Annotated in this window: 30 protein-coding genes; 14 read left to right on the top strand and 16 right to left on the bottom strand. The window is 49.3% G+C overall.

From position 1 onward, the window contains the following. Complete coding sequence (locus ACJ8W9_RS02190; protein ID WP_411358281.1) at positions 1-1,233, bottom strand: sugar MFS transporter; 1,233 nt, start codon at positions 1,231-1,233, stop codon at positions 1-3. Positions 1,234-1,328: 95 nt separating this feature from the next. On the opposite strand from ACJ8W9_RS02190, the gene ACJ8W9_RS02185 reads away from it, so the two are divergent. The 6 genes from ACJ8W9_RS02185 to ACJ8W9_RS02160 all read left to right on the top strand — a co-directional run bounded on the left by ACJ8W9_RS02185 (position 1,329) and on the right by ACJ8W9_RS02160 (position 6,260). Continuing rightward, a complete protein-coding gene (locus tag ACJ8W9_RS02185) occupies positions 1,329-2,714 on the top strand; it encodes a GH1 family beta-glucosidase (RefSeq protein WP_411358280.1) in 1,386 nt (461 codons plus the stop codon). Further along, entirely contained in the window at positions 2,711-4,051 is a 1,341-nt protein-coding gene (locus ACJ8W9_RS02180; RefSeq protein ID WP_411360168.1) for a glycoside-pentoside-hexuronide (GPH):cation symporter, read from the top strand. The genes ACJ8W9_RS02185 and ACJ8W9_RS02180 overlap by 4 nt, the downstream gene beginning before the upstream one ends. 7 nt (positions 4,052-4,058) lie before the next feature. Further along, on the top strand, positions 4,059-5,060 hold the full coding sequence (locus ACJ8W9_RS02175; protein ID WP_411360166.1) for a LacI family DNA-binding transcriptional regulator: 1,002 nt from the start codon (positions 4,059-4,061) through the stop codon (positions 5,058-5,060). Between the two features lie 25 nt (positions 5,061-5,085). Then, complete coding sequence (locus ACJ8W9_RS02170; protein WP_411360164.1) at positions 5,086-5,589, top strand: DUF2569 domain-containing protein; 504 nt, start codon at positions 5,086-5,088, stop codon at positions 5,587-5,589. Positions 5,590-5,681: 92 nt separating this feature from the next. Continuing rightward, positions 5,682-5,999: a hypothetical protein gene (locus tag ACJ8W9_RS02165; protein ID WP_411358276.1), complete on the top strand. Its 318-nt coding sequence runs from the start codon at positions 5,682-5,684 to the stop codon at positions 5,997-5,999. 12 nt (positions 6,000-6,011) lie between these two features. After that, entirely contained in the window at positions 6,012-6,260 is a 249-nt protein-coding gene (locus tag ACJ8W9_RS02160; RefSeq protein ID WP_411358275.1) for a hypothetical protein, read from the top strand. Here ACJ8W9_RS02160 and ACJ8W9_RS02155 read toward each other — a convergent pair. From ACJ8W9_RS02155 to ACJ8W9_RS02145, 3 genes are all read right to left on the bottom strand, one after another. Then, positions 6,249-6,512: a hypothetical protein gene (locus ACJ8W9_RS02155; protein WP_411360162.1), complete on the bottom strand. Its 264-nt coding sequence runs from the start codon at positions 6,510-6,512 to the stop codon at positions 6,249-6,251. The two genes, ACJ8W9_RS02160 and ACJ8W9_RS02155, sit on opposite strands and share 12 nt — an antisense overlap. A 34-nt stretch (positions 6,513-6,546) precedes the next feature. Beyond that, a complete protein-coding gene (locus ACJ8W9_RS02150) occupies positions 6,547-7,224 on the bottom strand; it encodes a DUF3293 domain-containing protein (RefSeq protein ID WP_411358273.1) in 678 nt (225 codons plus the stop codon). Positions 7,225-7,301: 77 nt separating this feature from the next. Further along, complete coding sequence (locus ACJ8W9_RS02145; RefSeq protein ID WP_411360161.1) at positions 7,302-8,294, bottom strand: AraC family transcriptional regulator ligand-binding domain-containing protein; 993 nt, start codon at positions 8,292-8,294, stop codon at positions 7,302-7,304. A 121-nt stretch (positions 8,295-8,415) separates the two neighbouring features. Here ACJ8W9_RS02145 and ACJ8W9_RS02140 point away from each other — a divergent pair, with 121 nt between their 5' ends. The 4 genes from ACJ8W9_RS02140 to ACJ8W9_RS02125 are packed head-to-tail and all read left to right on the top strand — an operon-like array spanning position 8,416 to position 12,334. Beyond that, the gene (locus ACJ8W9_RS02140; protein ID WP_411358271.1) at positions 8,416-9,711 is read left to right on the top strand and encodes a flavin-containing monooxygenase; all 1,296 of its coding nucleotides are present in this window, start codon (positions 8,416-8,418) and stop codon (positions 9,709-9,711) included. Beyond that, complete coding sequence (locus tag ACJ8W9_RS02135; protein ID WP_411358270.1) at positions 9,712-10,605, top strand: bile acid:sodium symporter family protein; 894 nt, start codon at positions 9,712-9,714, stop codon at positions 10,603-10,605. Further along, positions 10,602-11,549 carry an SDR family oxidoreductase gene (locus ACJ8W9_RS02130; RefSeq protein ID WP_411358269.1) on the top strand — a complete coding sequence of 316 codons (948 nt, stop codon included), beginning with the start codon at positions 10,602-10,604 and terminating at the stop codon, positions 11,547-11,549. The genes ACJ8W9_RS02135 and ACJ8W9_RS02130 overlap by 4 nt, the downstream gene beginning before the upstream one ends. After that, positions 11,546-12,334, top strand: a complete 789-nt coding sequence (locus tag ACJ8W9_RS02125) for an SDR family NAD(P)-dependent oxidoreductase (protein WP_411358268.1) — start codon at positions 11,546-11,548, stop codon at positions 12,332-12,334. The genes ACJ8W9_RS02130 and ACJ8W9_RS02125 overlap by 4 nt, the downstream gene beginning before the upstream one ends. Here ACJ8W9_RS02125 and ACJ8W9_RS02120 read toward each other — a convergent pair. From ACJ8W9_RS02120 to ACJ8W9_RS02105, 4 genes are all read right to left on the bottom strand, one after another. Further along, positions 12,331-13,179 carry a PhzF family phenazine biosynthesis protein gene (locus ACJ8W9_RS02120; protein WP_411358267.1) on the bottom strand — a complete coding sequence of 283 codons (849 nt, stop codon included), beginning with the start codon at positions 13,177-13,179 and terminating at the stop codon, positions 12,331-12,333. The two genes, ACJ8W9_RS02125 and ACJ8W9_RS02120, sit on opposite strands and share 4 nt — an antisense overlap. Continuing rightward, positions 13,172-13,435, bottom strand: a complete 264-nt coding sequence (locus ACJ8W9_RS02115) for a Txe/YoeB family addiction module toxin (protein ID WP_411358266.1) — start codon at positions 13,433-13,435, stop codon at positions 13,172-13,174. Before ACJ8W9_RS02115 ends, ACJ8W9_RS02120 begins: the two co-directional genes overlap by 8 nt. Further along, entirely contained in the window at positions 13,432-13,674 is a 243-nt protein-coding gene (locus tag ACJ8W9_RS02110; protein ID WP_411358265.1) for a type II toxin-antitoxin system Phd/YefM family antitoxin, read from the bottom strand. Before ACJ8W9_RS02110 ends, ACJ8W9_RS02115 begins: the two co-directional genes overlap by 4 nt. Positions 13,675-13,753: 79 nt before the next feature. Continuing rightward, positions 13,754-14,179 (bottom strand): gamma-glutamylcyclotransferase, encoded by a 426-nt coding sequence (locus ACJ8W9_RS02105; RefSeq protein ID WP_411358264.1) that lies wholly within the window; start codon positions 14,177-14,179, stop codon positions 13,754-13,756. 196 nt (positions 14,180-14,375) lie between these two features. Here ACJ8W9_RS02105 and ACJ8W9_RS02100 point away from each other — a divergent pair, with 196 nt between their 5' ends. Beyond that, positions 14,376-15,572, top strand: a complete 1,197-nt coding sequence (locus ACJ8W9_RS02100; RefSeq protein WP_411358262.1) for an alginate export family protein — start codon at positions 14,376-14,378, stop codon at positions 15,570-15,572. On the opposite strand, the gene ACJ8W9_RS02095 is transcribed toward ACJ8W9_RS02100, so the two are convergent. The 6 genes from ACJ8W9_RS02095 to ACJ8W9_RS02070 all read right to left on the bottom strand — a co-directional run bounded on the left by ACJ8W9_RS02095 (position 15,569) and on the right by ACJ8W9_RS02070 (position 17,960). Then, the gene (locus ACJ8W9_RS02095) at positions 15,569-15,871 is read right to left on the bottom strand and encodes a Rho termination factor N-terminal domain-containing protein (protein WP_411358261.1); all 303 of its coding nucleotides are present in this window, start codon (positions 15,869-15,871) and stop codon (positions 15,569-15,571) included. The two genes, ACJ8W9_RS02100 and ACJ8W9_RS02095, sit on opposite strands and share 4 nt — an antisense overlap. A 26-nt stretch (positions 15,872-15,897) precedes the next feature. Continuing rightward, positions 15,898-16,125 carry a hypothetical protein gene (locus ACJ8W9_RS02090; RefSeq protein ID WP_411358260.1) on the bottom strand — a complete coding sequence of 76 codons (228 nt, stop codon included), beginning with the start codon at positions 16,123-16,125 and terminating at the stop codon, positions 15,898-15,900. Positions 16,126-16,224: 99 nt separating this feature from the next. After that, positions 16,225-16,509: a helix-turn-helix domain-containing protein gene (locus ACJ8W9_RS02085; RefSeq protein ID WP_411358259.1), complete on the bottom strand. Its 285-nt coding sequence runs from the start codon at positions 16,507-16,509 to the stop codon at positions 16,225-16,227. Beyond that, on the bottom strand, positions 16,493-16,849 hold the full coding sequence (locus ACJ8W9_RS02080; protein WP_411358258.1) for a type II toxin-antitoxin system RelE/ParE family toxin: 357 nt from the start codon (positions 16,847-16,849) through the stop codon (positions 16,493-16,495). Before ACJ8W9_RS02080 ends, ACJ8W9_RS02085 begins: the two co-directional genes overlap by 17 nt. Positions 16,850-17,001: 152 nt before the next feature. After that, on the bottom strand, positions 17,002-17,616 hold the full coding sequence (locus ACJ8W9_RS02075) for a DUF6988 family protein (protein WP_411358257.1): 615 nt from the start codon (positions 17,614-17,616) through the stop codon (positions 17,002-17,004). 20 nt (positions 17,617-17,636) lie between these two features. Beyond that, positions 17,637-17,960, bottom strand: coding sequence for a hypothetical protein (locus tag ACJ8W9_RS02070; protein WP_411358256.1), 324 nt, complete (start codon positions 17,958-17,960; stop codon positions 17,637-17,639). 304 nt (positions 17,961-18,264) lie between these two features. Here ACJ8W9_RS02070 and ACJ8W9_RS02065 point away from each other — a divergent pair, with 304 nt between their 5' ends. Beyond that, positions 18,265-19,398: a PD-(D/E)XK nuclease family protein gene (locus ACJ8W9_RS02065; RefSeq protein WP_411358255.1), complete on the top strand. Its 1,134-nt coding sequence runs from the start codon at positions 18,265-18,267 to the stop codon at positions 19,396-19,398. A 22-nt stretch (positions 19,399-19,420) separates the two neighbouring features. On the opposite strand, the gene ACJ8W9_RS02060 is transcribed toward ACJ8W9_RS02065, so the two are convergent. Further along, positions 19,421-20,326, bottom strand: coding sequence for a hypothetical protein (locus tag ACJ8W9_RS02060; RefSeq protein WP_411358254.1), 906 nt, complete (start codon positions 20,324-20,326; stop codon positions 19,421-19,423). 192 nt (positions 20,327-20,518) lie between these two features. Between ACJ8W9_RS02060 and ACJ8W9_RS02055 the strand changes: the two genes are divergently transcribed. Then, positions 20,519-22,543, top strand: coding sequence for an AAA family ATPase (locus tag ACJ8W9_RS02055; RefSeq protein ID WP_411358253.1), 2,025 nt, complete (start codon positions 20,519-20,521; stop codon positions 22,541-22,543). A gap of 9 nt (positions 22,544-22,552) precedes the next feature. Beyond that, a complete protein-coding gene (locus ACJ8W9_RS02050; protein ID WP_411358252.1) occupies positions 22,553-22,810 on the top strand; it encodes a hypothetical protein in 258 nt (85 codons plus the stop codon). A 13-nt stretch (positions 22,811-22,823) separates the two neighbouring features. Here ACJ8W9_RS02050 and ACJ8W9_RS02045 read toward each other — a convergent pair whose 3' ends face one another. Next, positions 22,824-26,213 carry a TM0106 family RecB-like putative nuclease gene (locus ACJ8W9_RS02045; protein WP_411358251.1) on the bottom strand — a complete coding sequence of 1,130 codons (3,390 nt, stop codon included), beginning with the start codon at positions 26,211-26,213 and terminating at the stop codon, positions 22,824-22,826. Positions 26,214-26,219 lie beyond the last annotated feature (6 nt).

Genomic DNA, 26,219 nt, shown 5'->3' with positions numbered 1-26,219 from the left:
TTAAGCTGCCTCCTGCACTGCTTTAAAAGGTTGCGGAACATAACCGCGCAGACCATAGAAAGCGATGTAGACATAACACGCTAAAGGAATGATAAATGACATCTGAATACCCACGCGGTCGGCAAGGAAGCCTTGCGCCAGCGGCACAATTGCACCACCGACAATGGCCAAGCACAAAATACCCGAGCCTTGTCCACGGCTATGTTTCAGGTTCTGTAACGCCAAGCTGAAAATGGTTGGGAACATAATCGAATTACATAAACCAACGAACAACAACGCCCACATGGCCAAAGTGCCGGAAGTCGTCATCGTTGTCGCAAGTAACAACACTGCGGCAATGGCATTGAATGCCAACACGCGATTACCAGAAATTTTCTGCATGATAGCCGCACCGAGGAAACGGCCGACCATAGCACCACCGAAATACCAAGAAATATAATGTGCAGCACTCGAGGTGCTCATATCGCCAATTTCTGGCTGTGCGATATACATGGCTAAGAAGCTACCGATACCAACTTCGGCACCGACATAAACGAAGATACCAATCGCACCCAAGACTAAATGGCGCTGTTTCCATGCCGAGCCTTCCGTTGGAAGTACTTCTGCGGCATCCACCCGACCCATATCTGGTAATTTTAGACGCATAAAAATTACCGCCATCAATACCAGTGCGCCGGCCAAGATGAAGTACGGCAGGCTGACGGTGTCTTTGCTAACGCCAGTCACTTCAGGGTCCGCAACGCCACCGAAAATCAACCAAGCACCGAAGAATGGCGCCACTGTGGTACCCAATGAGTTGAATGCTTGGGTCCAGGTAAGACGGCTCGATGAGGTTTCCGGATCGCCAAGTACGGTTACGTATGGATTCGCCGCTACCTGCAAAATGGTGATGCCCGACGCCAGCACAAAGAGTGCGAGTAAGAACAAGCCGTAGATTTCGGCTTGCGCGGCTGGGTAAAACAGCACACAACCCGCACCAGCAATCATTAAGCCCGTGACAATTCCCATCTTGTAACCAATCTTACCAATCAACAAGCCAGCTGGAATCGACACGATAAAGTACGCACCAAAGAAGCAGAACTGAATCAGCATCGATTGGGCATAGTTCAAATCGAACAGCAAACGCAGATACGGGATCAGAATGTCGTTGAGGCAAGTAATAAAGCCCCACATAAAGAAAAGTGTGGTCAACGCAGTCAGCGCGAACCGATAGTTGGTGTTCTGCTCGGTCATGGAAACCTCAATCGTTATAATTTTTTGACCTTAGGTCAGTTTATAGCCTATGATGAAAGCGCTTTCATTTATAGCATATTGGCACGGGATCGCAAATGACAAAAATCACTTTACCGCCCCACTCGAAACTACTTGCTCCGGAATTCACCTTCGGCGTTGCGACTTCTTCGTTTCAAATCGAAGGCGCTGCCGATCAGCGAGAAGCGAGTATCTGGGACACCTTTTGCGCACAACCTGGCCGTATCAAAGACGCCTCTAACGGACTGGTCAGCTGTGAACATATCAAACACTGGCGCGAAGATTTAGCGCTTATTAGTGATTTAGGTGTTGATGCCTACCGCTTCTCGATTGCCTGGGGCCGTGTCATCAATGCCGACGGTTCGGTAAATAAGCAGGGCTTACAATTCTACATCGACCTAGTTGACGGCTTGTTAGCTAATGGCGTCGCTCCGCACGTCACGCTTTATCATTGGGATCTGCCACAGTACCTCGAAGATCAAGGTGGTTGGTTGAATCGCGACACTGTTGCACGTTTTGCTGAGTACGCCGAAGTCATTGGCAAAGCACTGGGCAATAAAGTCGCCGCTTATGCCACTATCAATGAGCCATTCTGTAGTGCCTATTTAAGTTATGAGGCCGGCATTCATGCACCAGGCCACAAGAATCGCAAAGAAGGTCGCCAAGCGGCCCATCATTTATTACTCGCCCACGGGGCAGCTATTCAAGTATTACGTAAACATGCGCCAGAAGCTGAACATGGAATTGTGCTGAACTTTAGTCCCTGCCATGCATTTAGCGATGCTGCAGCCGACCGAGCGGCAGCCGAGCTGGCCCATGCTTATCATAACCTCTGGTATTTACAACCCTTGTTAAAAGGCAGCTATCCAGACCTGACACATGTATTAAAGGCTGATGAACTCCCAGACATTCACCCTGGTGATATGCAACTCATTGCCCAACCATTCGATTTCTTAGGCGTGAACTATTACACCCGCACTGTGTTTCGTGCCAAGAACGGTTGGTTCTCCGATGTGCCACCCACTGAGCCGCCATTGACCACCATGGGCTGGGAGATCTATCCGCAAGGTTTAACCGAAGTGCTGACCCAGCTAAAACAACAAATGCAGGGCTTGCCACCGATTTACATCACTGAGAATGGTGCTGCTTTCCCTGACGTTATCGAGCACAGTGCCGACCACAACAATGCGGAAAATACAGTTCACGATCCAGCGCGTATAGATTACTATCAGAAGCATTTGTTGGCGGTTGATGACTGCATCAAGGCAGGACTCGACATGCGCGGCTACTTTGCTTGGAGCCTACTCGATAACTTCGAGTGGGCTGAAGGCTACAGCAAGCGCTTCGGGATTGTGTATGTCGATTACACGACCCAACAACGAATTCCCAAGGCTAGCGCCCTCGCCTTACGCGATTTTTGGCGCGCCCGTAGAGCACAGTGGCAGGTTGCGGAGGCACTATGACAGGTTGGCAGCAAGTAAGTCGGCGCGAGAAAATCGCGTACGGCCTAGGTGATACCGCCAGTAACCTGATCTTCCAAACCGTGATGCTATTTTTAGCATTCTTCTATACCGATATTTTCGGTATCTCGGCCGCCACTGTCGGCACTATGTTCCTTGTTGTTCGTCTCATTGATGCCGTTACCGACCCGCTGATGGGTCTGCTGGCCGATAAGACCCGTACCAGGTTTGGTTCATTTCGTCCCTATTTACTGTGGTTGGTGATTCCCTTTGCAGTGTGTAGCATTTTGGCATTCACCACACCTGATTTGGCTGAAAGCGGCAAAGTCATTTGGGCTTATGCAACCTACACCCTTCTTATGCTCGCCTATACCGCCATCAATATTCCCTATTCGGCGCTCGGTGGCGCGCTGACCAAAGATCCAGATGACCGCGTATCGATTCAGTCTTATCGCTTCGTCTTCGGTATGCTCGGTGGCCTCATCGTGAGCCTACTCACCTTGCCGTTAGTGGACTTTTTTGGTCAAGGTGACCGAGCCTTAGGTTACCAACTCACCATCGGTGCCATGAGTGTATTTGGCGTAGTGCTGTTCTTACTCTGCTTTGCCGGCACGCGCGAACGCGTGCAGCCACCTACTGACCAGCAACTCAATATTCGCACTGGCATGCGTAGCCTTTGGCAAAACTCCGCCATGCGCACTTTGGCCGCAGTCGCAGTCTTTGTGCTGATTGGTATCGCCATCAAAAACACCTTGGCGATTTACTACGTGAAGTACTTTCTGCTGCGCGAAGACCTCATTACTGAGTTTGTTTCACTGGGCATGGTCGGCAATATTCTTGGTTGTGCCGTGGCCAATCGCGTCACCCGACATATCGACAAAGTTACCGCTTATAAAGCCTTGCATCTGATTGCCGCGGTGCTCTCAGCGGCGGCATTCTTTGTTGCGTCCGATCAGCTAGTACTCGCCTTTGCCTTGTACTTTTTGTGGAGCTTTTTCTTACAAATGGCCACACCTATGCTGTGGGCCAAAATTGCTGACGTGGTCGACTATGGTCAGCAGCAGACTGGGATTCGCGCCAACGGTTTGGTCTATGCCTCAGTGGTGTTTTTTATCAAAATCGGTATCGCCCTCGGCGGCGCAATTGCCGGTTGGTGGCTGGCGTTTTATGGTTATCAAGCCGACCAAATGCAAAGCGCGCATACCCAATACGGTATCTTACTCGCTTTTACCGTGCTACCAGCGGTTGCGTCACTAGTTGTCGCTTGGCTCATGCGCGGGTACACTCTTAGTCAAACACGCGTGGTGGCAATCGCCCGCGAGCTGACGGAAAAAGCATAAATACAACATGGCAACTATCTACGAAGTATCGAAACTTGCTGGCGTCTCCCTAGCCACAGTCTCCCGCGTGATCAATAAAACTGCGCCGGTACGTGAGGCTACGCGCGAAAAAGTCGAAGCCGCCATGAAAGAGCTCGGCTATCGGCCCAACTCAGTCGCCCAATCACTTGCCTCCAATCGCTCCAACAGTATAGGTATTCTGGTGCCAGAGCTCGGTGGTCCGTTTTACGCCGAATTACTAAGTCGTATCGAAAATGAATTTCGGCGCGTCGGTAAGCACGTCATCATCGCCGCGGGTCACAGTGACGAGGAGCTCGAACGTGAGAGTATTGAGTTTTTACGCAGCCGTAATTGCGATGCGCTGATTTTGCATGTTGAAGCAGTCAGCGACGATTATCTGCGGGGACTCGCCGATGCCGGTTGCGCTTTCGTACTGATGAACCGTTTAGTCGAGCAGCTAGCGGACCGCTGTATTAACCTAGACAACTTACTGGGTGGCTACCTGGCCACCAAACATCTGTTAGAGCTAGGCCACCGCGCCATTGCCTATGTTTCAGGTCCGATGTGGAAACGCGATTCGCAAGAACGCTATCAAGGGCATCAACGCGCCCTGCAAGAATTCGGAGTGCCTTTTGACTCGAGCTTAGTGTTTGAGGGCGATTACCAAGAAACCGGCGGGGTCAAAGCACTGCAGTATTTCCGCAGCCTCGACAAGCCTTTTACCGCCCTCGTGTGTGCCAACGATGAAATGGCCTCAGGCGCCATCACCACTGCCCACGACCTCGGTATGGATTTACCCACGCAGCTTTCAGTGGTCGGCTTCGATAACGTCAACTTCGCTCATTACACTTATCCGAAGTTGACCACTATCGATTATCCACTCGGTGAAATTGGCCACATGGCCGCACAGTGGGTACTGAAAAACGTCTATCAACAACCGATTAAGGATATTCGTGCGGTGTTCGCGCCACAGTTAGTGGTTCGCGATTCGACTTATAGAATCAATTAAACGTCAGCAACATGGAATTATAAAAATGACGGAACTAGCTGAAAACAAGGACACAGCACAAACAGCAGAGCCTCAAGGCATTGGTGGTTGGCTTATTTTAGTCGCCATTGGTGTTGTCATGGGCCCGATCGTTCTTTTAGTCACGACACTTCCATTGTTATTCGATTTGTTAGCAATCGAGAACTGGAATGTACTTACTAATCCTAATTCAAAATCCTATATCCCTTATTTTGTCGAGCTGGTCACCGGCGAGATGATTGCCAATGCGCTGATGTTCACTGCCTCGCTTTGGCTGGCGGTACTGTTTTTTACTAAGCATCGGTGGTTTGCTCGGGTTTACATAGTCTACGTGCTGGTCAGTGCTTTGATACTGGTTATCGATACCTATTTGGTATCAATTGTATTGCCAGACATGCCAATCTGGGATGAAGAAACAGTGCGCGGCTTTTTCCGTAGCGCAATTGCCATCTGCATCTGGGTTCCTTACATGTTGGTCTCACGCCGTGTAAAAAATACCTTTGTGCGCTAACTGTATGCCTACACAGTCAATGAAAACTCTGTACTGTTCATCTGTAGTCTGTAAAATCGTTACATGAATGCAACGAACCAAAAGGAAGAGCAATGAAATTTTTATTATCGGCGCTAACAGCATTAGTTGTTTTAACCGGTTGTGCGGAACAACAACCGACGCCAGGTGAAGCCTATTTAGCTGACTTTAAAGCCTTTGAAGAAGAAGTCGGTGTGCTCGCTGAGCAAGCCAGTGTGTGTATCACCGTACTACGTAAAACTTTTGACCATTACGATCACCTAGCGCCAGAAAACCAAGAGAGCTTCGATACCCTCTTTAGCGCTGAAGAAGAAGCCGAATACGATGCCATCAATGCGGACATGAGTGCCCATTTGGAGGTCTTACGGCAGAATGTTGAGCGCGGCTGTTAAACGGAGAGCGTCATGCAATTAACCGTAGACATCAGTAAATATCCACTCGCTGACAACTATATTGAGCCGATTAAAGGGTTTATTGAGCAGTTGCATCGCCATGACGGCTTGCACATCATCACCAACACCCTCAGCACGCAGGTTTTTGGTGATTACGATACGGTGATGGCCGCCTTGCAAGACTGCATCAAATGGTCATTTCAGGAATATGGCAAAGTCGTCTTTGTGTGTAAGTTTTTGCACGGTGACTTACGCCCTTAAATAATCCATCACCGCAGCGACATTATCGTCGGTGACCCAGTCGCCAAAACTATCCTCGAGCGCTTGGCGTACTGCTTGCGCCTCGCTCGAACCCTCGAGTATGTAATGCGTTGCTGCGTCTGCAATGCGCTCATATTCGTCAAAGCATTCGTTTTCTTGGCAACCGGTGTTCATTGGGTCACTTTTAAAGAAAGCGCGACTGATGCGTAGCCACAGGCGCTCAAACTGCTCTTCATTTGTTGATTCGGTCATCCAAAACCTCCACTGCGTTTGTGCTCCGAGCACTTTAGGTTGTTACCACTAATTCGGGGATTGCTTGTTGATCGACAAAAACAAAGGCGTTTTGTTCGTACTTTTTCGCAATCGCATTGGCTTCACGCCGGCTAAGATTAAAAATCAGCAAGCTTTTTTCTGGTGGCCATTCATTGTCTGGATCACCACCATAGCCATAAAAGAATGACTTGCCGATCATCTTTATTTCGTCGACAAAACGTTCATAGCGTTCAAGATTTTCTTCCTGACACAGCAACTCACCACGCGGATTGTAAGGGGTGATAAAGACAGCTGTTGTCGCTTGAAAGTCGGCCATCATGTAGGCTAAATCGTCACATTTTTTGCCGATTTTCATTTTGGTAGAGTACTGACCATAACGAAATACGTAATCGGCTTTACGATAGTTGGCCAACAATGCCTCACTCAATTGGGGTGGTTCCGCTGGCGTTCGGTAAGCTGGATAGGCTGAAGCAGGCTCGCCCAGCGCAAGTTCTGCGCCATCCTCACGGAATAACGCGATACAGTGCCCAGCGCGGATATGTTCAGCTAAATCCCAATCGTTATGGCAGGCATAGACATTGCGCTCACATTCTGGACAGAAGCGAATCGTTTCGGCTTCAGTGCGCTCGAGTGCTTCCCAAAGCGCCTCACATTTATATTTGAAAATACAGTTTTCGATTTGCGACTTCATGAAACTTCCGCTGAGGATTACGAATTACTATTTATTAATAGCACACAACAGAGAATTAACACGAAAAGCCTCGTATTTTAACTTTTCCTAAAGTTAGAAAAGTTTTGTCCGGTCCAACGTCGAAAGGCTTTAGCAAAAGCTTGCTCGTCGCTGTACCCAAGAAAATCGGCAAGGCTCGCTTGGGTCACACCAGGTCTTTGCACTTGTTGCAAAGCGAGTTGCAGCTTTACCTGCTGTGATAGTTTATTGAAGCTGGTATTGGCAGCGGTCAAGTGGCGCGCCAGGGTCCGCTCGCTGACTGCCAAACTTGCGGCAAGCTGAGTACGCGTCAGCCACGGCTGCCGTTGTAGGAGTGCTTCGACACGCTCAACTAGACTTCGCGGCTGTAGCTGTGCCAACTGCTGGTTCGCCAGATCAAGCATTTGCGCTTGCAGCGCCGGGCTCACCTCACGTTGACGGTAGTGCCAATCAGCATCGCTATAGCTAATCGCATTGCGCACCGCATTAAAACGCACATCTGCACCTGCAAACGCTTGTTGGTAGACTTCGATAGGTGCTTGACGCACATGTTTCAATTGCACCCGCAAGGGCGCGATAGCTTTACCGGCAACCCAACATGCACCGCTGGCAATACTCGCAAAAATAGCTTCAATTCGCAGCGCTACGGCGACTGTGAAATGGTCCTCGTAGGTAATCTGCCAGCCCTGGGCAGTTCTGGCTCGGCTAAAAGTGCCGCCCTCACCAATCAACGAAGAATAACTCACCAAACTCTCAACAGCAGTGCCAAGTGACGGTGAGCTCAACAGTAAAAAACCTATGGTATCGAAGTGCTGCGGCTGCAAGGCCATGCCAATTTGTAGCCCCAGTTCTGGACGTTGTTGCTGCTCAAGGCTTTGCCACAAGGCATCTTGCAGCGCCAATGGCAGGCGCTGTTGGCCATGATGTTGTGCCAATTGCTGCTGAAGTTCGCACGGCAACACGACGCCTAATTGCGCAAGTTGCTGCACAATTGCGTGAGTAAAGCTTTGCGTAACGCTGGCTTTGTTGAGCGGTCGTTTGAGGTGCTTCATAAGCGAATGATACTACGCGATATGTCCTAAATTAACCAGTTTATTGTCCGATTAAAGCATGGCTTGATCTGGATCAATTGTTATTATCTTGCTATTGAACTTGAAACAGGAATGTCAACTCATGAATCCATGCGTAGTCATAGGTGCTGGCCCAATGGGCCTATGTACAGTGCGGCGTTTGCTTGAGCAGGACCTCGAGGTCATTGGCCTCGAAGCCCATAGCGACGTCGGCGGTTTGTGGGATATCGATAGCCCAACCAGCACCATGTACGACTCGGCGCACCTGATTTCCTCCAAACGCATGACCGAGTTCAAAGACTTCCCGATGGCGGATCATGTCGCAACTTACCCAAAACACGATGAAATGCGTCAGTATTTTCGCGACTACGCCAAACATTTTGATCTGAAAAAGCACTATCGTTTTAACAGTTGGGTCGAGCGTGTTGAACCCGTAGCAGATCAGCAATGGCGCGTGGTCTATCGACAACATGACGCTACACACGAAATCATCGCCAGTAACGTGCTACTCGCAAATGGCACTCTGCACCACCCCAATGTAGTGAACTTCGACGGCGCATTTAAAGGTGAAATGCTGCATAGCAGCGATTATCGCAACCCTGCGCTATTTGCTGACAAACGCGTGCTGATTATCGGTTGCGGTAACAGCGGTTGCGACATTGCCGTTGACGCAGTGCACCGTGCGAAAAGTGTCGATATGGCGGTACGTCGTGGCTATTACTTCTTACCCAAATTTGTGGCTGGACGGCCTATTGATACCCTTGGTGGCAAAGTGAAGCTTCCACTGCGGCTCAAACAAAAAGTCGATGGCCTCTTGGTGCGATTACTGTCTGGCAAACCGAGCAGCTATGGCCTCCCCGACCCCGATTACAAAATGTATGAATCGCATCCGGTGATTAATACCTTGTTTTTGCACCATATCGGCCATGGCGACATCACTGTGCGCCCGGACATTAAAAAGCTGGTGCCCAGCGGAGTCGAATTTGTCGATGGCAAACGCGCGCAATATGATCTGATTTTGCAAGCCACTGGTTACAAACTGCATTATCCATTTATCGATAGCGAACATTTGAATTGGCAAGGTCATGCACCGCAACTGTACTTAAATGTATTCAATCCACGCCACGAGCATCTATTTGTTATGGGCATGGTCGAGGCGTCTGGGCTGGGTTGGCAAGGGCGTGATGAGCAAGCACAATTGGTTGCCGAGGTGATTCGTTTACAGCGTGATGAACCGGCACGGGCAACAGCATTTTTCGACAGAGTGCGAGCGCATGCAGACAAACGTATCGACGGCGGGATGAAGTATCTACAAGTGGAGCGTATGGCCTACTATGTGCATAAAGACACTTATCTAAAAACCCTGGCGCAAGAAATGCGTCAGCTCAAGGCCTCGTAAATGTCGGCAACCTCGTTACTGGTGCTCAACGCCGTTCTGGCGATGATGATGTTTGGCATTGCGCTGAGCTTAAAAGGCGACGATTTTAAACGCGTGGTGGCGGAACCGAAAGGGCCGTTGGTAGGCCTGCTTGCACAGTTCTTGCTGCTGCCATTGATCACCTTTGCCGCAATTTCACTGGTGCCGATGCCCGCGGAAATCGCTTTGGGTCTGCTGCTGGTGAGCTGTTGTCCCGGTGGCAGCTTTTCTAATCTAATGACCTACTTAGCCAACGGTAATGCCGCGATGTCGGTGAGCATGACCGGCATCGCAAGCCTAGCGGCATCGCTCCTAACGCCGTTTAATTTCATGTTTTACGCCAGCTTGAATCCACATACCGATGCCCTGCTGCAGGCCATCGATGTATCGACTTGGGACATGCTGCTGATTGTCTTTTTCGTACTAGCAGTGCCCTTGCTGCTTGGACTGTGGTGCGCTCGTGTGTTTCCAACTTTTGCCCAACGTAGCGAAGGGTTTTTCCGTATCGCCTCACTGTTGGCCCTGTTCGGCTTTGTCGGCATTGCGCTAGTGCTTAATTGGGAGCGTTTTGTGCAAGGCGCGAGCATCTTTTTGCTGGCAGTGATTGTGCACAACGCCATTGCCCTTGGCATTGGCTGGGGCTCCGCGCGCGCGTTGGGGTTGGCCGCTCCTGAGCGCCGCGCCATTACACTTGAGGTGGGTTTGCAAAACTCCGGCTTAGGTTTAGGGATTATTTTCACCTACTTTTCGGCGCAAACTGAAATGGCGATTATCGCAGCTGCTTGGGGGATATGGCACCTGATTTCTGGTTTAAGTTTGACGCTATTTTGGCAGTGGCGAGATCGCCGTGTAGCTGTTGCAGGAGGCAACGCATGAAAGTCTTGATCACCGGCAGTGAGGGCTATATTGGCCAAGCGTTAGTTGGCAAGTTGCTGAACGTTAGTGCTGTAGTGGGCGTTGATATTCAGCGCCGCTCCGCAGCCGTCGCAGGCTATCGTTTTGTTAAAATGGACATTCGTGACGCAGCGCTAGCCGAACTCATGCTGCATGAACAGGTGACCCATGTGGTGCATTTGGCCAGTGTGTTGCAGGCGAGCCCTGATCGGGAGCGCGATTACGACATCGATGTCAATGGCACCCGCAATGTGGTACAAGCCTGCTTGCACGCTGGTGTGCGCCATTTAACGGTGACCAGTAGTGGTGCAGCTTATGGCTATCATGCGGATAATCCCACGTGGCTGCGTGAAACCGACCCTTTACGTGGTAATGAAAGTTTCGCTTACAGTCACCATAAGCGCCTGGTTGAAGAGCTCTTGGCCAATTACCGTGAACAACATCCACAATTACAGCAATTGGTGCTGCGTCCCGGCACAGTTCTGGGGCGCTCTACCGACAATCAAATTACCGCTTTATTTAAACGCAAACGCTTGTTGGCAATTCAAGGCTCGGCCTCGCCCTTCGTGTTTATCTGGGACCAGGACGTCATAGAGATTATTTACCAAGGCGTGATGGGCGCAAAAGTCGGTATTTATAACCTCGCTGGTGATGGTGCGATAACCCTTGCGGAAATTGCCGCAGAGCTCAACAAATCCTTGTTGGTTTTGCCCGCATGGTTACTCGGCAACGCCCTGCGTATCGGACATGCCTTAGGGTTGACACAATACAGCGCTGAGCAGCTCGACTTCTTGCGCTATCGCCCAGTGCTTGCCAACGATGCGCTGAAAGAGGAATTTGGCTACACACCGATGAAAACCAGCCGCGAAACCTTTGACTATTTTATTGACCATAATTTGCGGCGACAAAGGGACGCTTCCGCATGACGGCGCGGCCCGTTGCCCTAATCACCGGTGCCGCCTCTGGACTTGGTCTCGAGCTGGCTCGTGCCTTGCGTGGTGAGTTTGAATTGGTATTGGTCGATGTCAACGCTGATGGTTTGCACGCTTGTGCTGCTGAATTTCCAGATGCCGCAAGGTACCTCTGCGATTTGGCTGACAGTGAAGCGTTGCAGAGTTTAATCGAACAGCTGCACATGCAACTGCCGCGTTTAGATCTCTTGGTCAACAATGCCGGAATTACCCACCGTTCACTATCGCGCGTCACAGCCGACGAAGTCTTACAGCGGGTGATGGCCGTCGACTATTTCGCACCGGTGCAATTAACCCAAGGACTTTTACCCTTGCTTGAAGCCGACGGCGGCGGACAGATTATCACCATCGGCTCTATGGCCGGTTGGATGCCCGTCATTGAGCGCGCCGGTTATTGCGCCGCAAAATCAGCCTTGCATCAATACTTTGAGGTATTACGCGCCGAACTCGCCTGCGCAGCGTCGCCGGTGCGTTTACTACAGGTGTACCCGAGCTTTCTCGACACCCCGATTGAACACCATGCCCTAGATGGTAGCGGCGGTATCGCCCGGCATCCACGCTCGATGGTGGGTAAGATGCGCTCATCATCCTGGATGGCGCAGCGCATTGTCGCTGCTTTAGCTGGAGAAAAAGAACGCCTGTTCCCCGACCGTTTTACCTATTTTGCCAGTGTCTTGTATCGCCTCGCGCCACGGCTGTATCAGCGCCTAATGCAACGCCGCTTCGCCGTCAAGGATTAGGCTTCGAGCTGGCGAACCTGCCCGCTTACCGTAACGCTCGCGCCAGGCACGTCGGTTAACGCAATGTCGATACGCGATGGCATGCCCATTTCCGCGCCTTGGTAGACTGTCAGTTTGCCCTGGTGCGGTTCATTTTTTGCCAACTGAAGGTCCCGCAAATAACCAGCCAGCGCCGCGGCGGCTGATCCTGTAGCTGGATCTTCAAAGACACCACCAACCGGAAATGGATTACGTGAATAAAAGACTTGATCAGTGTCCGCGTAAACCAAATTAAAAGTAACTAGCTTCTCACGCAGGCACAATTCACGGCCCAACTGTTGGTCGTAATGCATATTCTTTAAAGCTTCGTGGCTGTTAAGTGCTAGTACAATGTGATCACCACCAGCGTTGGCAATAGCCGGAGGGACTTTCGGGTTGAGCTCTGCCTGCGTTAAACCGAATAAACTCAAGGTTTCTGTAAGCAGTTCTGGGCTTATCGGACGACTCTGGGTCGGTGGTGATTGAAACGCAGCACACCATGCATGCGCATCACAAAAACCTTCGACAGTAATCGCTGCGCGATTGAGTTGCAGTTTAAAATTGCCAGTGCCATGCTTTTGCGCCAAAGCAGCCCCAAGCGCAATCGTCGCATGACCACAAAAATCCACTTCTACTTCGGGAGAGAAATAGCGCACCCGCCAAGCATCGTCTTTAGGCGCCGCAAACACCGTCTCGGAATAACCGACTTGCTGAGCGATGGCTTGCATTTCAGCGGCATCAGGCAGGCTTTCACAAAGCACCACGCCCGCTGGATTACCACCCACATTATCCATTGAAAACGCTGCAACACGGAGCACATCAGTCATAGTGCGACCATAGCCTCAACACTTTTATTTGATGTTCGTCGGGCAACACTTGGTAGACCAAGCGGTGTTGAATATTGATACGACGCGAATAGGCACCCGCCAAGTCACCAATGAGTTTTTCAAAAGGTGGCGGACGGCGGAATGGATCATGTTGAATGAAATCTAGCAAGCTCTTCGCACTTGCTTTTAAGCCGCTCGCTGCCAGTTTTTTGGCATCGCGTTGTGCCTGTTTCGTGTAGCGTAACGTCCATATCACCAGTCAAGCTCCTTGTCGCATTCATCCGCAGATGTCGCCATTCCTTCCACGATAGAATCGCGCATCCCTGGAATGGAGAGTAAATACAGTGTTTCTTGAATCGCTGCCCAATCTTCTTCACCAATCAAGACAGCATTATTACGTTTGCCACTGATGACGATGGGCTCGTGTGATTCGGCTGTTTCGTCGATTAAGCGATAGAGATTACTACGCGCTTCGGTCGCTGTTACCGTTGTCATATCAGCTCCTTAACAGCTGAGCATATTACGGCATTAGTTTACGCCCTCTAGGGCGTACGTCAATACGTACGATTGATGATTATGCCGTACGTTTTTCGAGCGGCAGCGCGTAATCGATTTGCCAGTTATAGGTTGCAGATGCCGTATCGATTTGATGATCGTCACTCAACACTTCAAGGTCTTTAAGAAAGTAACACCACGCCCAATGCTCGCTGCCGTCAGCGCCAACGAGCTCAATCGGCTCGCGTTCGTAAAAATGCGGATGCCCTTCTAGCGCATCGAGTTGCGCTAGCGTATCGGGATTGACAGCGTACAACTCACCATGGACCGAACGCGCTTGGCATTGCGGATGCTCTTGCAGTAAAAACGGGAAGCCTGGGCCGCGTAACATGACGTAGGGCAATTTTGTGGTTGCATCGCCTACCGCGACACTCTGCGCCAACAATGCATGGTTCTGAAAACCGCGCTTTAAACTACCGTAGACAAATATCGTTTCCAGTTTCATAAGGATTCTCCGTTCAATCGTAAAATGAAATGTTAGACGTTTAGACGTCTATTTGTCAAATAATTCCTCTAAAGGGGTAAGTGACTACCTCTTCTTACAAGGATGCTGGGTTTATCGTGGTAGATCGCTGATTTTGAATGGTTTTCTTGCGTGCAAGACATAGAATAAACGGCAAACACTCAAGTAGGAAAACGCCATGAAAACACCTATTGCCTTAGCCGTTGCTGCCGGTTTATCAGGCGCAGTAGTCACTAGTGTTAGCGCCCAAGCCACCACCTTTGCACAGTTGCAGAATGCCATTGCTGAAGGGGCAACGGATATCACCCTGCGCTATCGCTACGAGCATGTTGACCAAGATAGCATCATCAAGCAAGCAAATGCCTCGACCTTACTCACGCGTTTGAGCTATGAAAGCGCTGATTTTAATAGTTTTTACACGGTTTTGGAGTTCGATAACGTTAGTGCAATTGGCAATCAAAACTATAACAGTACGGTCAATGGCCATACCCAATATCCAGTGGTGGCCGACCCTACCGGTTCCGATTTCAACCAAGCCCATGTCGGCTATCGCTCCGAGGAGTTAACGGTTACGGCTGGGCGCCAGCGTATCAATCTTGGTAATCAGCGTTTTGTCGGCGGTGTCGGCTGGCGGCAAAATGAGCAAACCTACGATGGCTATCGCTTACAGTATGCGCTGAGTGCGGATTTAAAAGTCGATTACAGCTACGTATACAACGTCAACCGCATTTTCGGCGAGGACAGCCCTAATGCCGACTTGCATGGCAACCTGCATTTACTCAACGGCATTTACAGCCTCAGTGATGATCACCAACTGACAGGCTTTGCTTATGAACTCGATTTCGACACCACGCACGCGCTCTCGACCAGCACCTATGGCATCAACTACGACGGTAAGCTCAGTGCATTCAAGGTTCACGCCGCTTACGCGCAGCAAACAGACACCGGCGCTAATCCCATGGGATTTAGCACCGACTATTATGCGCTCGAGGTCAGTGCTTTAGTCGCGAAAATGAATGTGGGTGTTGGCTATGAATCACTCGGCAGCGACAACGGTGTCGGCTTCAGCACACCACTGGCCACCTTGCACAAATTTCAGGGCTTCACCGATAAATTTCTCAGCACCCCCGCACAAGGCGTCAATGACCTCTATGTCAAAGCCTCAGGAACCTATGAAAAATTAGCCTTGAGTGCTGCTTGGCATCAGTTCAAATCTGACGTTGAGAGTGTCGATTACGGCAACGAAGTGAACCTAGCAGCCAGCTATCCGCTCGCAAGCAACGTCGGCTTACTGGTCAAATATGCGCATTACAGCGCCGATTCGCTGTCAGATGACACCAGCAAACTGTGGGCCATGGTGACTATGAAGTTTTAGGAGTTGCCCGCACGAATCGCAGCGATAAGCTCATCTTTCGTCATCGTGCTGCGACCGTCGATATCGAGCTCTTTAGCGCGATTGTAGAGCTCTTGTTTACTGCGATCCTCTAACCGTGAATGAGGATTCCCAGTACCTTGAGTTGTTTTATTCGGCGTTACACCTTCTTCGCGGCGCTGCTTATTCACAGTACGCGCCGCAATTTCCTCAGCATCTGCCTCACTTTTCCCTTCATCGAGCAAACTTTGCTTAATATGCTCGAATTGGCGTTCATCTTTAGCGCGCCATGCATCAGGCATTATCGCCTCCTTGATGTGATGATTGCTTAATCTTTGCAGTGGAGCTTTTTCATCGCCGCCAGAATATCATCCAGCAAGCTATCGTCGGGTCCCGGCATATTTTCAGACGTCGCCGTCTGCAGCTCCTCGGCATCGTATTCCCACTGCGCCAGCACCTTACACTTTTCTTCGTTGGTAAGATTGCTGTCGTCCACCACGTCTTGCGGCTTGTCGTAAACTTCAGCTGGGTCTTGCAGAATATCTTCGAGCTTCATAACGCCTCCTTTACCGCATGCCGAGGCATGCATTATGAATCGTTAACTGGTTCTTGCTCCCTAGACATAAGCCTAGCTGATGTGGCGGGGTTTTCCAAATCACCGCAATGCACGAATGACTGCTGAAGGTTCTTTATCAACAACATTCAACAATACTAAAGCAGGTCCATGCGGCTGACGATCCCCACGCTCCCAATGCCGTAAGGTCGCTACACTAATACAGAATGTCGCAGCGAATTCCATTTGCGTCATCCCAAGTCGTTGACGCAATTTCGCCACATCAACCTGTGCCGGTCGATGGACTCGAGCATTATTTTGTTTGCCACTTACATGCCCGATCGCCTCTTCGAGCCCTTTGGCAATACTTTCATATGGATTTGTCATAGTTTGCCTTTACCACTAGGTTTACCAATTCTTTCACTAAGTTCGAAAGCGCAACCCGTTCTGTTTTTGATAAATTCGTGCGTTCACTTTTCCCAAAAACGGTCAGTAAGAACAGCGGAAAACGCTCGTTGTGAAAATAATAGATGATTCTTACGCCACCGCTTTTACCTTTTTTTCCACACTGCCAACGCAACTTCCTTATCCCGCCAGTTCCAACCATGATGTCTCCAGCTTTTGGGTGTTCTGCGAGATAATCAATAACTGCTTTACATTCAAAGCTATCAAGCAACCGTTCAGCTCGTTTTATGTATTCTGGCAGTTCAACGACAGTGATCAGCATTTAAAAGTGTAATCCAGTGGGTTATACAAGACAACAATTCAGATGATTGGTGTACTTAGATCAGGATTGAAAGTATTTGTTGGTGGATAAAATGGCAAACGTATAGATTTGTCCGAGATGAACGAATAAGCGAGTGAGTTGAGCGAAATTGGTTAATTCCGTGGGGGTAAGCAATCCTCATAGCCAGCTGTTGCTGCATAGATTTGCTGCTGAATTGCCGGACGGCCCGTTAACATCCCCAACTGGATTATCGCAAGCAAAGCGATACCATTTGCGGTACGAAAAACAGTCTCTATGCGCTCCGGGGGTGGCTCATTCACGGCGCCATGCATTGCAAAAACGCCGCCGTGCACAAGCGAATTTAAGGCCAACCAAGAGGTCTCGCGGAATTCATTAAGTGCTCGCATTAAATTTTTAACGTTCGGACACTTCTCCAAGTCTGCCAGCATTTGCGCCAACCCAGGGATGTTCTTGCTCGCGAGTAGCGAATCTTTGGTTAGCGTCGCCGACAACTTCTCCACTTGCGCATCAGTTGCACTATGGTAGCTCCACACGCTGCGTACAAAGGTTTCATATTGCGAGCGCAGTATGATGCCAGCACCATTGAAGTGCTTTTCGCCGCATAGGAGGTGGATGGAGTCCAATAGATTTATAGCAGTTAGCGCCAGCTCAGTGCTCACTATCGTGCGCTTTGAATCGTCATACGCTGCGAAATTGATGATTTTAAAAAGCCGCTCAAACAGGTCAACCGCTCTATTAAAATCCATTTACCCTCTCCTGCAAAAATTTAGTTGCGGTAGGCGTGGTAAAACACTTCCCAAGTTGCACCACACGCACGTTGGTAATCCATTTCATCGAAACCGATGCTATTTTTAAAGTTAGGATAGTCGAGCTGATCTATTTGCGCAGCAACTAACTGCTGCAAAGTGGCACGTGGTAGCTCGATACGATATTGGTAGTCGCTAAATTCGAGCGTAAAAATATTAGCTGCTAGCTGAGCGCCAACAAAACTGGCGAGATGTTCGCGTTTGCGAGCACGCACAATGATCACGTCGGTGTTCTCACGATGCTGTACGCAACTTACAAAACCGTTCTTGGTAAATATCCACATAAAAAAGCTCCTTGTTCAAACTAACAAGGAGCTTAGCAAGGTTGCGTGACATATTATGACGTTAAATCAATCGCCTCACGCAAGGTCAGACCTTTAGCGAGCCACTTTGATGTCTGCTCAGCAGAGAATCCTGCACGGTGCCAACTGATGATAACTTGGGGAGAGGTGATGCCATATTGAACCCACGGCTTTACTAAATAGAACTTCACAAATGATATAAATTTTCAGATAGTTACCGCTATCTTTGCAGATCGAAGTAGATCTGCTTAAACTCGGTTTAGGAATTTAATGGAACTATCGTTGAATGGATACACAAACCGTCAGCGCTAATACAAATGCGCTCAACCAGCTTATTAAAGATGAGCAATTTCAAAAACTCATTGAGCGAACCCAGCGCCTCAATATTTTTGAGGCCGTTGGTCTGCGTCGGCAGGAACTACGCCATTCTGACTTCTTAGCCTTTATGCTTGATCCGTCAAGCAATCACGGAATTGGCGATATGTTTCTTCGCGAGTTTATTCGGCAGGCGAAGCTCTCCCTTTCCACACAAAACCTCAGCGAAGCACGCGTTTACCGAGAACATTTTTTTATCGACCTGCTGATTGAAGTGCCGCGCGAATGGGTGTTGTTAATCGAAAACAAAATCGACGCAGCGGAAAGCGAAAATCAACTAGCAACCTACCGCGAGCGCGCCCAACAAGCATTTCATCCGCTACAACCTCACATGCTATTTTTGACACCAACGGGACTTCAAGCGAGCGCTGGGAATGAGGATTGGACCAGTATCAGCTATCAGGTTATTTACGACACATGTAGTCGTCTTTTGCACGATAAATCCATAGCGCGTAACCCAAAAGTGAAAATGCTACTCGAAGATTATGCGACATTTCTTGGGAGTCATATTTTGAATAATCCAGAGCTAAAAGAGCTATGCAAACAGCTCTATCGCGAGCATAGACTTGCGATTGACCTGTTACTCGAGCACCTTCCAAAACTCAAAAATGAAGGTATCGAAATTGCACAACAGATAACTCTCGAATTGCAGAAAGAGCAGGATATCGAGCTTGATGACGCCTATCACCATAAGCTCCAACGCATCGCTGATACCACTCTAGATCACGTGGCTGAAATTACGGACGAACAGCTATGGACAGAATCAAGACGAGGCTTGCTTTACGAATGGGAGTTCGACGATAACGCCCTTTACCTAGACTTCGTCATCGGTCCCATTGACGAGCAAACGAAACAAAACTTGGTGAGTGCGCTTTCAAACCAATTTCCACGCACCCATCAAAACTCGGGCAAATACATTCACATCTATCGAGAAAAAATTATCGCCTTCGACGACATCTTAGAAACCGACAACCCAGATAAACTCGTCACCATCGGCAAAATGCGTGTTCTTGATTTTATAAAGCGGCAGCGCGGCGCCCTATAGGCGTTTTAGGCCTCAACAGTATTCAGAAGTGGGCACCCCACAGCTTTTCTTCATGTTCGCCCCACGACGAAATAATGCCAGCGTAAATGGCTTTGATAATGGCATCTTCACGCTGGTTTCGGTCTACCAACTCACCAAAAAATAATTCACTTCCCGAAGGAAGTTCATCTAGTTCTCGGTAGTCCGCGTGACGTTCAATGAAAGCTCTGACTTCGAGCGTTTGTGCGCTATCAAGCATTCTGAGAATTCCAGCCAAATGAGGTTTGACAAAATCAGCAATAATATCCAAGAGCACATCGCGATCCTCAGCTACGGGCAAACGATCCGCAACGTGACGTTCGGATAGGCCTCGCTGGGTCATATAGAGCCAAGCATAAAAGTTAGCGATGTTTATTATGAGGTCATCGGTAAACTGTTTGTTCGTGTCATCGTGTGGAGCTTGCAGCCTTGAAACATAGTCGCATAGCGAGTCAAATACTCGCCACGTAACTTGGTGCAGCTCCGGAAATTTACGCCCAACTGCGGAGAATTCCATCGCAACAGTGCATCCGACTGCTATCACCGAAATGCCGAACGATTCAAGTTCTTCATCAACATCGTCGAACACTGAGAAGCCCTGAATTTCGACCTGTATGTGGTCGGCCAAAGTGGTAATCCACTGATAAGAGAATTCGTTACGCCTATCGCGTTCAAAATCTATAATCTCAATCAATTCAGTTCGATCACAAAAACTCCAGTAGTCGCGTTCAGAGATATACTCCTCATTTGAAGCGCGCTTATTATTTTCAGTTCTCTGAACAGCTGCATCATCATGCGGGTCGACTGCAATAGTAGTTTTCTGTTCCCAAGGTTCGCCCGGCTTCATCGCTTCACGCAGTTTATTTACCCCGGTGTTAATCCCGGTGGCTAATACCCGTTTCCAGTCCATAAATCCTCATGCATTGTTTATAAAGGAACAAAAATCGGCGCGATACCTTCTTCATGACTCATATCACGCTTGCCGTCGTTGCGCACCGACAATTTATTTTTAGATTCGGTAGAAGTGTAGTCGACTTGCGCGACGCAGGATGTCACACAGGCAATGTAAGCTTCTTTGGTCGCTATCAGATCAAGGAACGCTATGTCTACTTATCCTCGCTTCGCCCTCACCCCAGCTTTGCCCAACTTACCTATTGATACGTCCATCACGCGTCGTCAAGGTTTTGAGCACGAGTGGTTGCCACTGAGCTTTTTCTGGCTCGCGCGCTGCTTTCACATTAGCGGTAACGACGAAACCAAAGAAGCTCTACGTATGCGCGTTAAGCATTTAGTCCGTCTTTACGGTTTCCAGCAAGACCTCTTTGATAAGCTGATTGAATTCGGCGATGACGACGGCATCGACTGGTCACCACGAGTGCCTGAGCTCCTCGGTGCGCGCGCCCTGCAAAAACAACTCAACCTTGATGAGAACGAATATCGCCTGCTCGTCATGGCGTTTTTCTGTTCCAACTCGCGCATGATGAGTGCGATGCTCGAGTTCATTGACCGTACTTTTTGTGATGAATCACAGACTGACATCATTTCTCAGTTGATCGGAATTGACCGCTCGCTATTCGATAAACTGAGTGACGATGACTCTACTATCGTACAGATGCACTTGACCGGACCATCGGTATTTTCAATCGCCATCTCACCGTGCGACCGCTTCCGTATGCATGATGCTATTTCGCATCGTATGATGACCTGCCGCTCTATTGATGACGACATGCTCGGCGGCGTGCTCGTGCAAAGCTCACCGGCAAAACTGACTGTTGACGACTACGCGTATTTAGGCGATGAACTGCAATTGCTTAAAGCCTGCATAGAAAATGCGAGCAAAGAAGGCAACCCTATGTCAGTGCTGTTTGTCGGCGCCCCAGGTTCAGGCAAAACGGAATTAGCTAAAGCGCTATCGGCATCGGTGGGTGCAAAACTCTATGATGTTCCGGTTGTATGTCCTGACAACAAAAAAGAAAACAACCAAAGCTACCGGCTAGGCGAATACGTGCGCCTTGCTAATATGTTAGCAAGCTCACCGACCAGCCATATTTTGTTCGATGAAGTAGAAGACGTACTCAATGAACGCAAGAACGAGAACAAGCGCAAGGGTTGGATCAACCAGACGCTAGAGAAACGTCAAACCACCACGTTTTGGGTGTGTAACACAACGATGGAGTTCGATGTGTCGTTTTTGCGTCGCTTCGATTACGTGTTAAAGATGCCCGTACTCGATTATCGCAATCGCGTGAAAATGATGAGCAGTGCGCTTGCTGAACATGCGGTTAGCAATGAACGTATCCATGCGATTGCATCGCAGCGCATCGGCACCCCTGCTGAAGTTGAACGTATGAAGAAACTTGCCGACCGCATGAAAAATAGTGGTCTGACGGCTGCGCAAATGCTCGATTTATACTTCCCTTACACGCCCAACTGGTACAGCGACGAGCTCGGCAACTTCGAACTAAGCGCTTGCCATGCGAGCGGACAGCTTTTGCTTGAAAACATTGCAAATGAATGTGAGCAAGGTCGAAACATTCGCATCCTTGTGCACGGTGTGAGCGGTACCGGCAAATCTGCGCTTGCGCGTTACCTTTGTTACGAGCGCAATCAAAGCATACGGTATTTTCATGCAATAGAACTGATCAGCATCGAACCGTCTGAGTTTGTCACATCCATCGAGCATATGTTTGAGCACGCAGAACGCCGCAAAGAAATGCTTGTTTTCGACGAAATCGACCAATTGCTGGTTGCGACTGAACGCATGCTGACCAATCCCGAAACCTTTTATCGCTGGTTTGCTGAGCGCGTACGTGATTTCCGCCAACCGTTACTGATGACGCTGAGCAACAGCCAAAACTTACAGAACTATCACTTGCTGACTGACGCAAGTGACATAACGCTCGAACTTAAGCCATGGTCTGCAGTGCAATTGCAGCCCTTCGTTGACCGCTTTGCCCGAGCGAATGATCTTAGCCCTATCACGCTGCCTGCACATTGCAGCGCGACACCGCAACAGTTGATTCAAGCACTACGTCAGTGTCGTCTGCAGTGTGATATGTCGTTGCTCCCAGCGTTGCTCGATCATCGCCACCACAATGCTATCGGTTTTTTAGCAACTGTCGCTTAAGGAGGGGTGATGGAATATGTCTTGCTCGCGTTGCTCGGTCTAGTCCTACTCGGGTTCTTTATGTCGTTTATGAAGTACGCGCTCGAGCGACCCTTCATGACCTTAATCGCCATTGGTCTGGGCATCGCCACTGAACCCAGTGGCGATTTCTGGATGTACTCGTTGTTTTGGTTCTTTCTGTTTTGGTTGCTAACCAGTCGGGACGGCCTTATGGCGCTCGGTGCATTTGCCCTAGGTGCCTGGCTCGGTGGGCGCAAGGATCAGTGACACTCAGCGCTGACTAGCGACCTAGGCGGCCAAGTTCCTTCACCAAAGAAGCTTTTTTCATCAGTGGAATCGACGTTGCAGTCACTTCCAATAAGCGCGGAGACCCCACCACAATTGCTAACGCCTTTGCGCGCGAAACCGCAACATTGATCCGCCGAAGATCAAATAAGAAATCTAAACCTCGAGGACTTTCTTCAGGCGAGCTTGAACAAAAACTGAAAATCACCACCGGCGCTTCTTGCCCTTGAAACTTGTCAACCGTGCCTATTCGCGCTTTCGGGAGACGATCTTTGAGACGCTGCACTTGCAGGTTGTAGGGCGTAACAATCAAAATATCATCAGTTGTTATCGGCTGTTGTATGCCGCTCTTGTCGGTAAAGCTCCCGTGCAAGAGATGTTGGTAGAGCTGTTGAATATAATCAGCTTCTTCATCACTTGAAACCGTATTACCATCGTGTTCAACAGGATGAAACTCAATCCCCGATTGCTTTCGCACCATCTCTGTATGGGTTACATCAATACGCTGATTCTGGTTGGCCTCATCGGCTTCTAGTCGTCCTCGGTACACCATGTTACTGATGAAATCTAAAACGTCTTGGTGCATACGATAAGAACGATTCAACAGCACACCTTTATCCTCGGGTACAACCTGCTCATGTTTCATCAAATAGTCGAGCACCGACAAACCTGAGTCGCCAGGATGTGTTGCTTGCGTGGGCTGGCCGAGTTGCATTTGGTCACCTAGCAGCACGATGTTGCGCGCGCTTTGTGCCATGGCAATGACATTGGCTAGCGCTACTTGACCAGCTTCATCGATAAACAAGTAGTCAAACAAGTCTGCCACATCACCACGCGCAAATACCCAAGCCGTTCCGCCCAGCACCACACGTGGGCCAACAGACTGTGCCGCTTTATTATTTTTCACGTAACTCGATACGCCCAACGCTTCGAGTTCATCGTCCAATTTATTGGTAACGAATTTGCATTCAATACCTTCATCACCACAATACTCAGCGACTCCTTTCAATAAATTATTTAACGCTTTATGACTGTTACTCGAAACGCCAATAGTGACATTGGGATTCGTCCGTATCAGGTGCCCAATCACTCGCGCAGCTGTGTAGGTTTTGCCAGTGCCGGGAGGTCCTTGAAGCGTGAGGTAGCTACGATCGAGATGCTCAACAAGCTCCGCAATTTCTTTGATTCGGCTTTCAGGAGCACAGCGATTTGCAGTACGTGTATCGAGCTCAATACTAAAACGTGGTGCCGCACGCTTGATAATCTGAATGGCTGCATTATCTGGCAAAGCTCGTTGGTGCACCACTTGTTCGGCAAGCTCAATGATACTTTTCTGCAACGGCTTGGTAGGTACAAACTCTTTATTGATCAAAGTAAATTGGTCAAGCGCCTGGTTGGCGCCATCACCACGGAACTTAAGCTCAAACGTCCCATCTTCGAAAAGTTCCGTAACTTCACCACTGATTACACCATTCAACTCAGGAAACTCAGGCATTTTCAGCCCAAAGTTAGCACCAAGACCTAGCGTCATCTCTTGGTCTTCGCTGCAGCTTACTCGCAATGCATCGTCGGACCGTTCGATGACGTGGCAATCAACGATGACGTTGCGCTCTTCAATGAGCTCCTCGTCAAACGCATTGAGCCACTCAAAAAATTGCCACCACTTAGGTTTTTCTTCACGCGCATGAAAATCAATAAGGTACATCAATGTTTCAATAGCATAGCGCTCAAGCTCATCCCCTTGCGCATCCGCAAGCTTTTGCAAAGCTAGCTTGAGCCAAAGGTTCTCATCAGGCTTTTTTTCGCGTTCACCCGCCCCATTATCAACTGCTGTGTCGTGAGTTGATTGCGCGACTTCTCCACTGTGTTTCGCGTATAAGGCCCGCAACCACTCCGCCAACTCATAGGTCGAATCGCAGTCGTCTTTATTATAAAGCTCGATGTCATCGAGAATTTTCTGATCACCTAGCTCGGTCCACTGTTGGTACGCAACAACTGCATCACCACCTAGACCGATTTCCGTGGCTCGTGCACCACGGTACATCAGCTCTACTTTTTTAATGGAGTACGACGGTTGACCAATAATCAGTGAATTCTTCACTACTTTGTAGAGATCAACAAACAACCCTGCACGGAGCATTTCATCAAGCTCGTTTTCATAAATGCCGTAACGTGCCACGAGTCGCTTGAGTGCGGTCATTTCATACGGTGCATAATGATAAACGCGCATATTCGGATAGCGCTGCCAGCGCTCCAGCGTTAGCTCGAAAAAATTAGCCAAAGCTTGTTTTTCTTCGACTTGGTTATGCGCCCAGTAGGCAATAAAGTCCATTTGCCGATGTTCGTCAACAACGGTCATCCCCCACAGAAATTCAAGACCACCTTCTGCGAGTGGATTCCCCTCAAGGTCAAAATAAATATCGCCCGGACTAAAGGGCTCGAGCATCGAAAAGAGTTGTGGCTCATTAGGCTTCGGCGAGCGCAAACGATATTGTGGGCTGCCCATTGCTTCAGTTGCAAGTTGCACTTGTGCTTGCTCACGAAGCTTTTCGAGCGTGGCGTTGGGAATTTTCACTTGCGACAAGTCATCAAGATTCGCAAGCTCATCGATCGTATGAACGCCTGCTGCGTTTAGTTTTACGATCTGACTACGGCGAATGTTGGCGACCAACGACAAATGCCGCCGCTCGGCCAAAAGTTCTTCAGCAAAGGTGCTCCAACGACCGTAATCCCTAGACTCATACGGGTCAGGCATAGCGTTTTGGTCAAAGTTTGTGGCAGCCTCAATAAACTTGTCTTTGGTTGCCATGAAATACGGCAAATATTCGGCAGTCGGATAACTATCGAACTCATGACTGCCTAGGGCAACGGTAATAGTTTCAGGCAGTTGCCCCTGAATTATTTCTAGCATTCGCGCATAAGCAATGAGTTGCAGTAGGTGCGTCACTTTTGCCGTTTTCGAAAGCTTGGTGTCCCAGACTTCGTAACTGTAATCGCCAAGGGGGCTGGGCGTATCGACACGCACCACAAAATCTGCAAAACCAGCAAACTGCTCATCCATAAGCGCCGCTTGAAAAATGACATCAGCGCCCTCTCGCATCAGCCGAACGGTCGTCTCATGCTGCTCAGTAAAACTACCCTTCGGACATAGCTCTCTTATATCGACAACATCTCGCCCATCTTCACGTAGTTTCTCAACTAGCCACACTTCGTGCTCTTCGCCGGCATCTTGCAGCATTTTCAGAAATGCATCTTCTGGATCGGGTGTAGGATAAGTCTTGCCCGTCGCGAGATAACAAAAGTCGCACCAACTCGCAAAGGGACTGTCATGGAACTGAGTTAAATCAGAGGGTGAGTAATAGGTTTGTCCGTTGAGTTGGCGCATGGTGTG

The organism is Pseudidiomarina salilacus (genome assembly GCF_047323925.1).
Classification (GTDB): domain Bacteria; phylum Pseudomonadota; class Gammaproteobacteria; order Enterobacterales; family Alteromonadaceae; genus Pseudidiomarina; species Pseudidiomarina salilacus.
This window is presented reverse-complemented; position numbering and strand designations above follow the sequence as displayed.

Excerpts from the sequence above, each read along its gene's own strand:
- ACJ8W9_RS02190 (WP_411358281.1), bottom strand. The coding sequence starts at position 1,233 with ATGACCGAGCAGAACACCAACTATCGGTTCGCGCTGACTGCGTTGACC.
- ACJ8W9_RS02185 (WP_411358280.1), top strand. The coding sequence starts at position 1,329 with ATGACAAAAATCACTTTACCGCCCCACTCGAAACTACTTGCTCCGGAA.
- ACJ8W9_RS02180 (WP_411360168.1), top strand. The coding sequence starts at position 2,711 with ATGACAGGTTGGCAGCAAGTAAGTCGGCGCGAGAAAATCGCGTACGGC.
- ACJ8W9_RS02175 (WP_411360166.1), top strand. The coding sequence starts at position 4,059 with ATGGCAACTATCTACGAAGTATCGAAACTTGCTGGCGTCTCCCTAGCC.
- ACJ8W9_RS02170 (WP_411360164.1), top strand. The coding sequence starts at position 5,086 with ATGACGGAACTAGCTGAAAACAAGGACACAGCACAAACAGCAGAGCCT.
- ACJ8W9_RS02165 (WP_411358276.1), top strand. The coding sequence starts at position 5,682 with ATGAAATTTTTATTATCGGCGCTAACAGCATTAGTTGTTTTAACCGGT.
- ACJ8W9_RS02160 (WP_411358275.1), top strand. The coding sequence starts at position 6,012 with ATGCAATTAACCGTAGACATCAGTAAATATCCACTCGCTGACAACTAT.
- ACJ8W9_RS02155 (WP_411360162.1), bottom strand. The coding sequence starts at position 6,512 with ATGACCGAATCAACAAATGAAGAGCAGTTTGAGCGCCTGTGGCTACGC.
- ACJ8W9_RS02150 (WP_411358273.1), bottom strand. The coding sequence starts at position 7,224 with ATGAAGTCGCAAATCGAAAACTGTATTTTCAAATATAAATGTGAGGCG.
- ACJ8W9_RS02145 (WP_411360161.1), bottom strand. The coding sequence starts at position 8,294 with ATGAAGCACCTCAAACGACCGCTCAACAAAGCCAGCGTTACGCAAAGC.
- ACJ8W9_RS02140 (WP_411358271.1), top strand. The coding sequence starts at position 8,416 with ATGAATCCATGCGTAGTCATAGGTGCTGGCCCAATGGGCCTATGTACA.
- ACJ8W9_RS02135 (WP_411358270.1), top strand. The coding sequence starts at position 9,712 with ATGTCGGCAACCTCGTTACTGGTGCTCAACGCCGTTCTGGCGATGATG.
- ACJ8W9_RS02130 (WP_411358269.1), top strand. The coding sequence starts at position 10,602 with ATGAAAGTCTTGATCACCGGCAGTGAGGGCTATATTGGCCAAGCGTTA.
- ACJ8W9_RS02125 (WP_411358268.1), top strand. The coding sequence starts at position 11,546 with ATGACGGCGCGGCCCGTTGCCCTAATCACCGGTGCCGCCTCTGGACTT.
- ACJ8W9_RS02120 (WP_411358267.1), bottom strand. The coding sequence starts at position 13,179 with ATGACTGATGTGCTCCGTGTTGCAGCGTTTTCAATGGATAATGTGGGT.
- ACJ8W9_RS02110 (WP_411358265.1), bottom strand. The coding sequence starts at position 13,674 with ATGACAACGGTAACAGCGACCGAAGCGCGTAGTAATCTCTATCGCTTA.
- ACJ8W9_RS02105 (WP_411358264.1), bottom strand. The coding sequence starts at position 14,179 with ATGAAACTGGAAACGATATTTGTCTACGGTAGTTTAAAGCGCGGTTTT.
- ACJ8W9_RS02100 (WP_411358262.1), top strand. The coding sequence starts at position 14,376 with ATGAAAACACCTATTGCCTTAGCCGTTGCTGCCGGTTTATCAGGCGCA.
- ACJ8W9_RS02095 (WP_411358261.1), bottom strand. The coding sequence starts at position 15,871 with ATGCCTGATGCATGGCGCGCTAAAGATGAACGCCAATTCGAGCATATT.
- ACJ8W9_RS02090 (WP_411358260.1), bottom strand. The coding sequence starts at position 16,125 with ATGAAGCTCGAAGATATTCTGCAAGACCCAGCTGAAGTTTACGACAAG.
- ACJ8W9_RS02085 (WP_411358259.1), bottom strand. The coding sequence starts at position 16,509 with ATGACAAATCCATATGAAAGTATTGCCAAAGGGCTCGAAGAGGCGATC.
- ACJ8W9_RS02080 (WP_411358258.1), bottom strand. The coding sequence starts at position 16,849 with ATGCTGATCACTGTCGTTGAACTGCCAGAATACATAAAACGAGCTGAA.
- ACJ8W9_RS02075 (WP_411358257.1), bottom strand. The coding sequence starts at position 17,616 with ATGGATTTTAATAGAGCGGTTGACCTGTTTGAGCGGCTTTTTAAAATC.
- ACJ8W9_RS02070 (WP_411358256.1), bottom strand. The coding sequence starts at position 17,960 with ATGTGGATATTTACCAAGAACGGTTTTGTAAGTTGCGTACAGCATCGT.
- ACJ8W9_RS02065 (WP_411358255.1), top strand. The coding sequence starts at position 18,265 with ATGGATACACAAACCGTCAGCGCTAATACAAATGCGCTCAACCAGCTT.
- ACJ8W9_RS02060 (WP_411358254.1), bottom strand. The coding sequence starts at position 20,326 with ATGGACTGGAAACGGGTATTAGCCACCGGGATTAACACCGGGGTAAAT.
- ACJ8W9_RS02055 (WP_411358253.1), top strand. The coding sequence starts at position 20,519 with ATGTCTACTTATCCTCGCTTCGCCCTCACCCCAGCTTTGCCCAACTTA.
- ACJ8W9_RS02050 (WP_411358252.1), top strand. The coding sequence starts at position 22,553 with ATGGAATATGTCTTGCTCGCGTTGCTCGGTCTAGTCCTACTCGGGTTC.
- ACJ8W9_RS02045 (WP_411358251.1), bottom strand. The coding sequence starts at position 26,213 with ATGCGCCAACTCAACGGACAAACCTATTACTCACCCTCTGATTTAACT.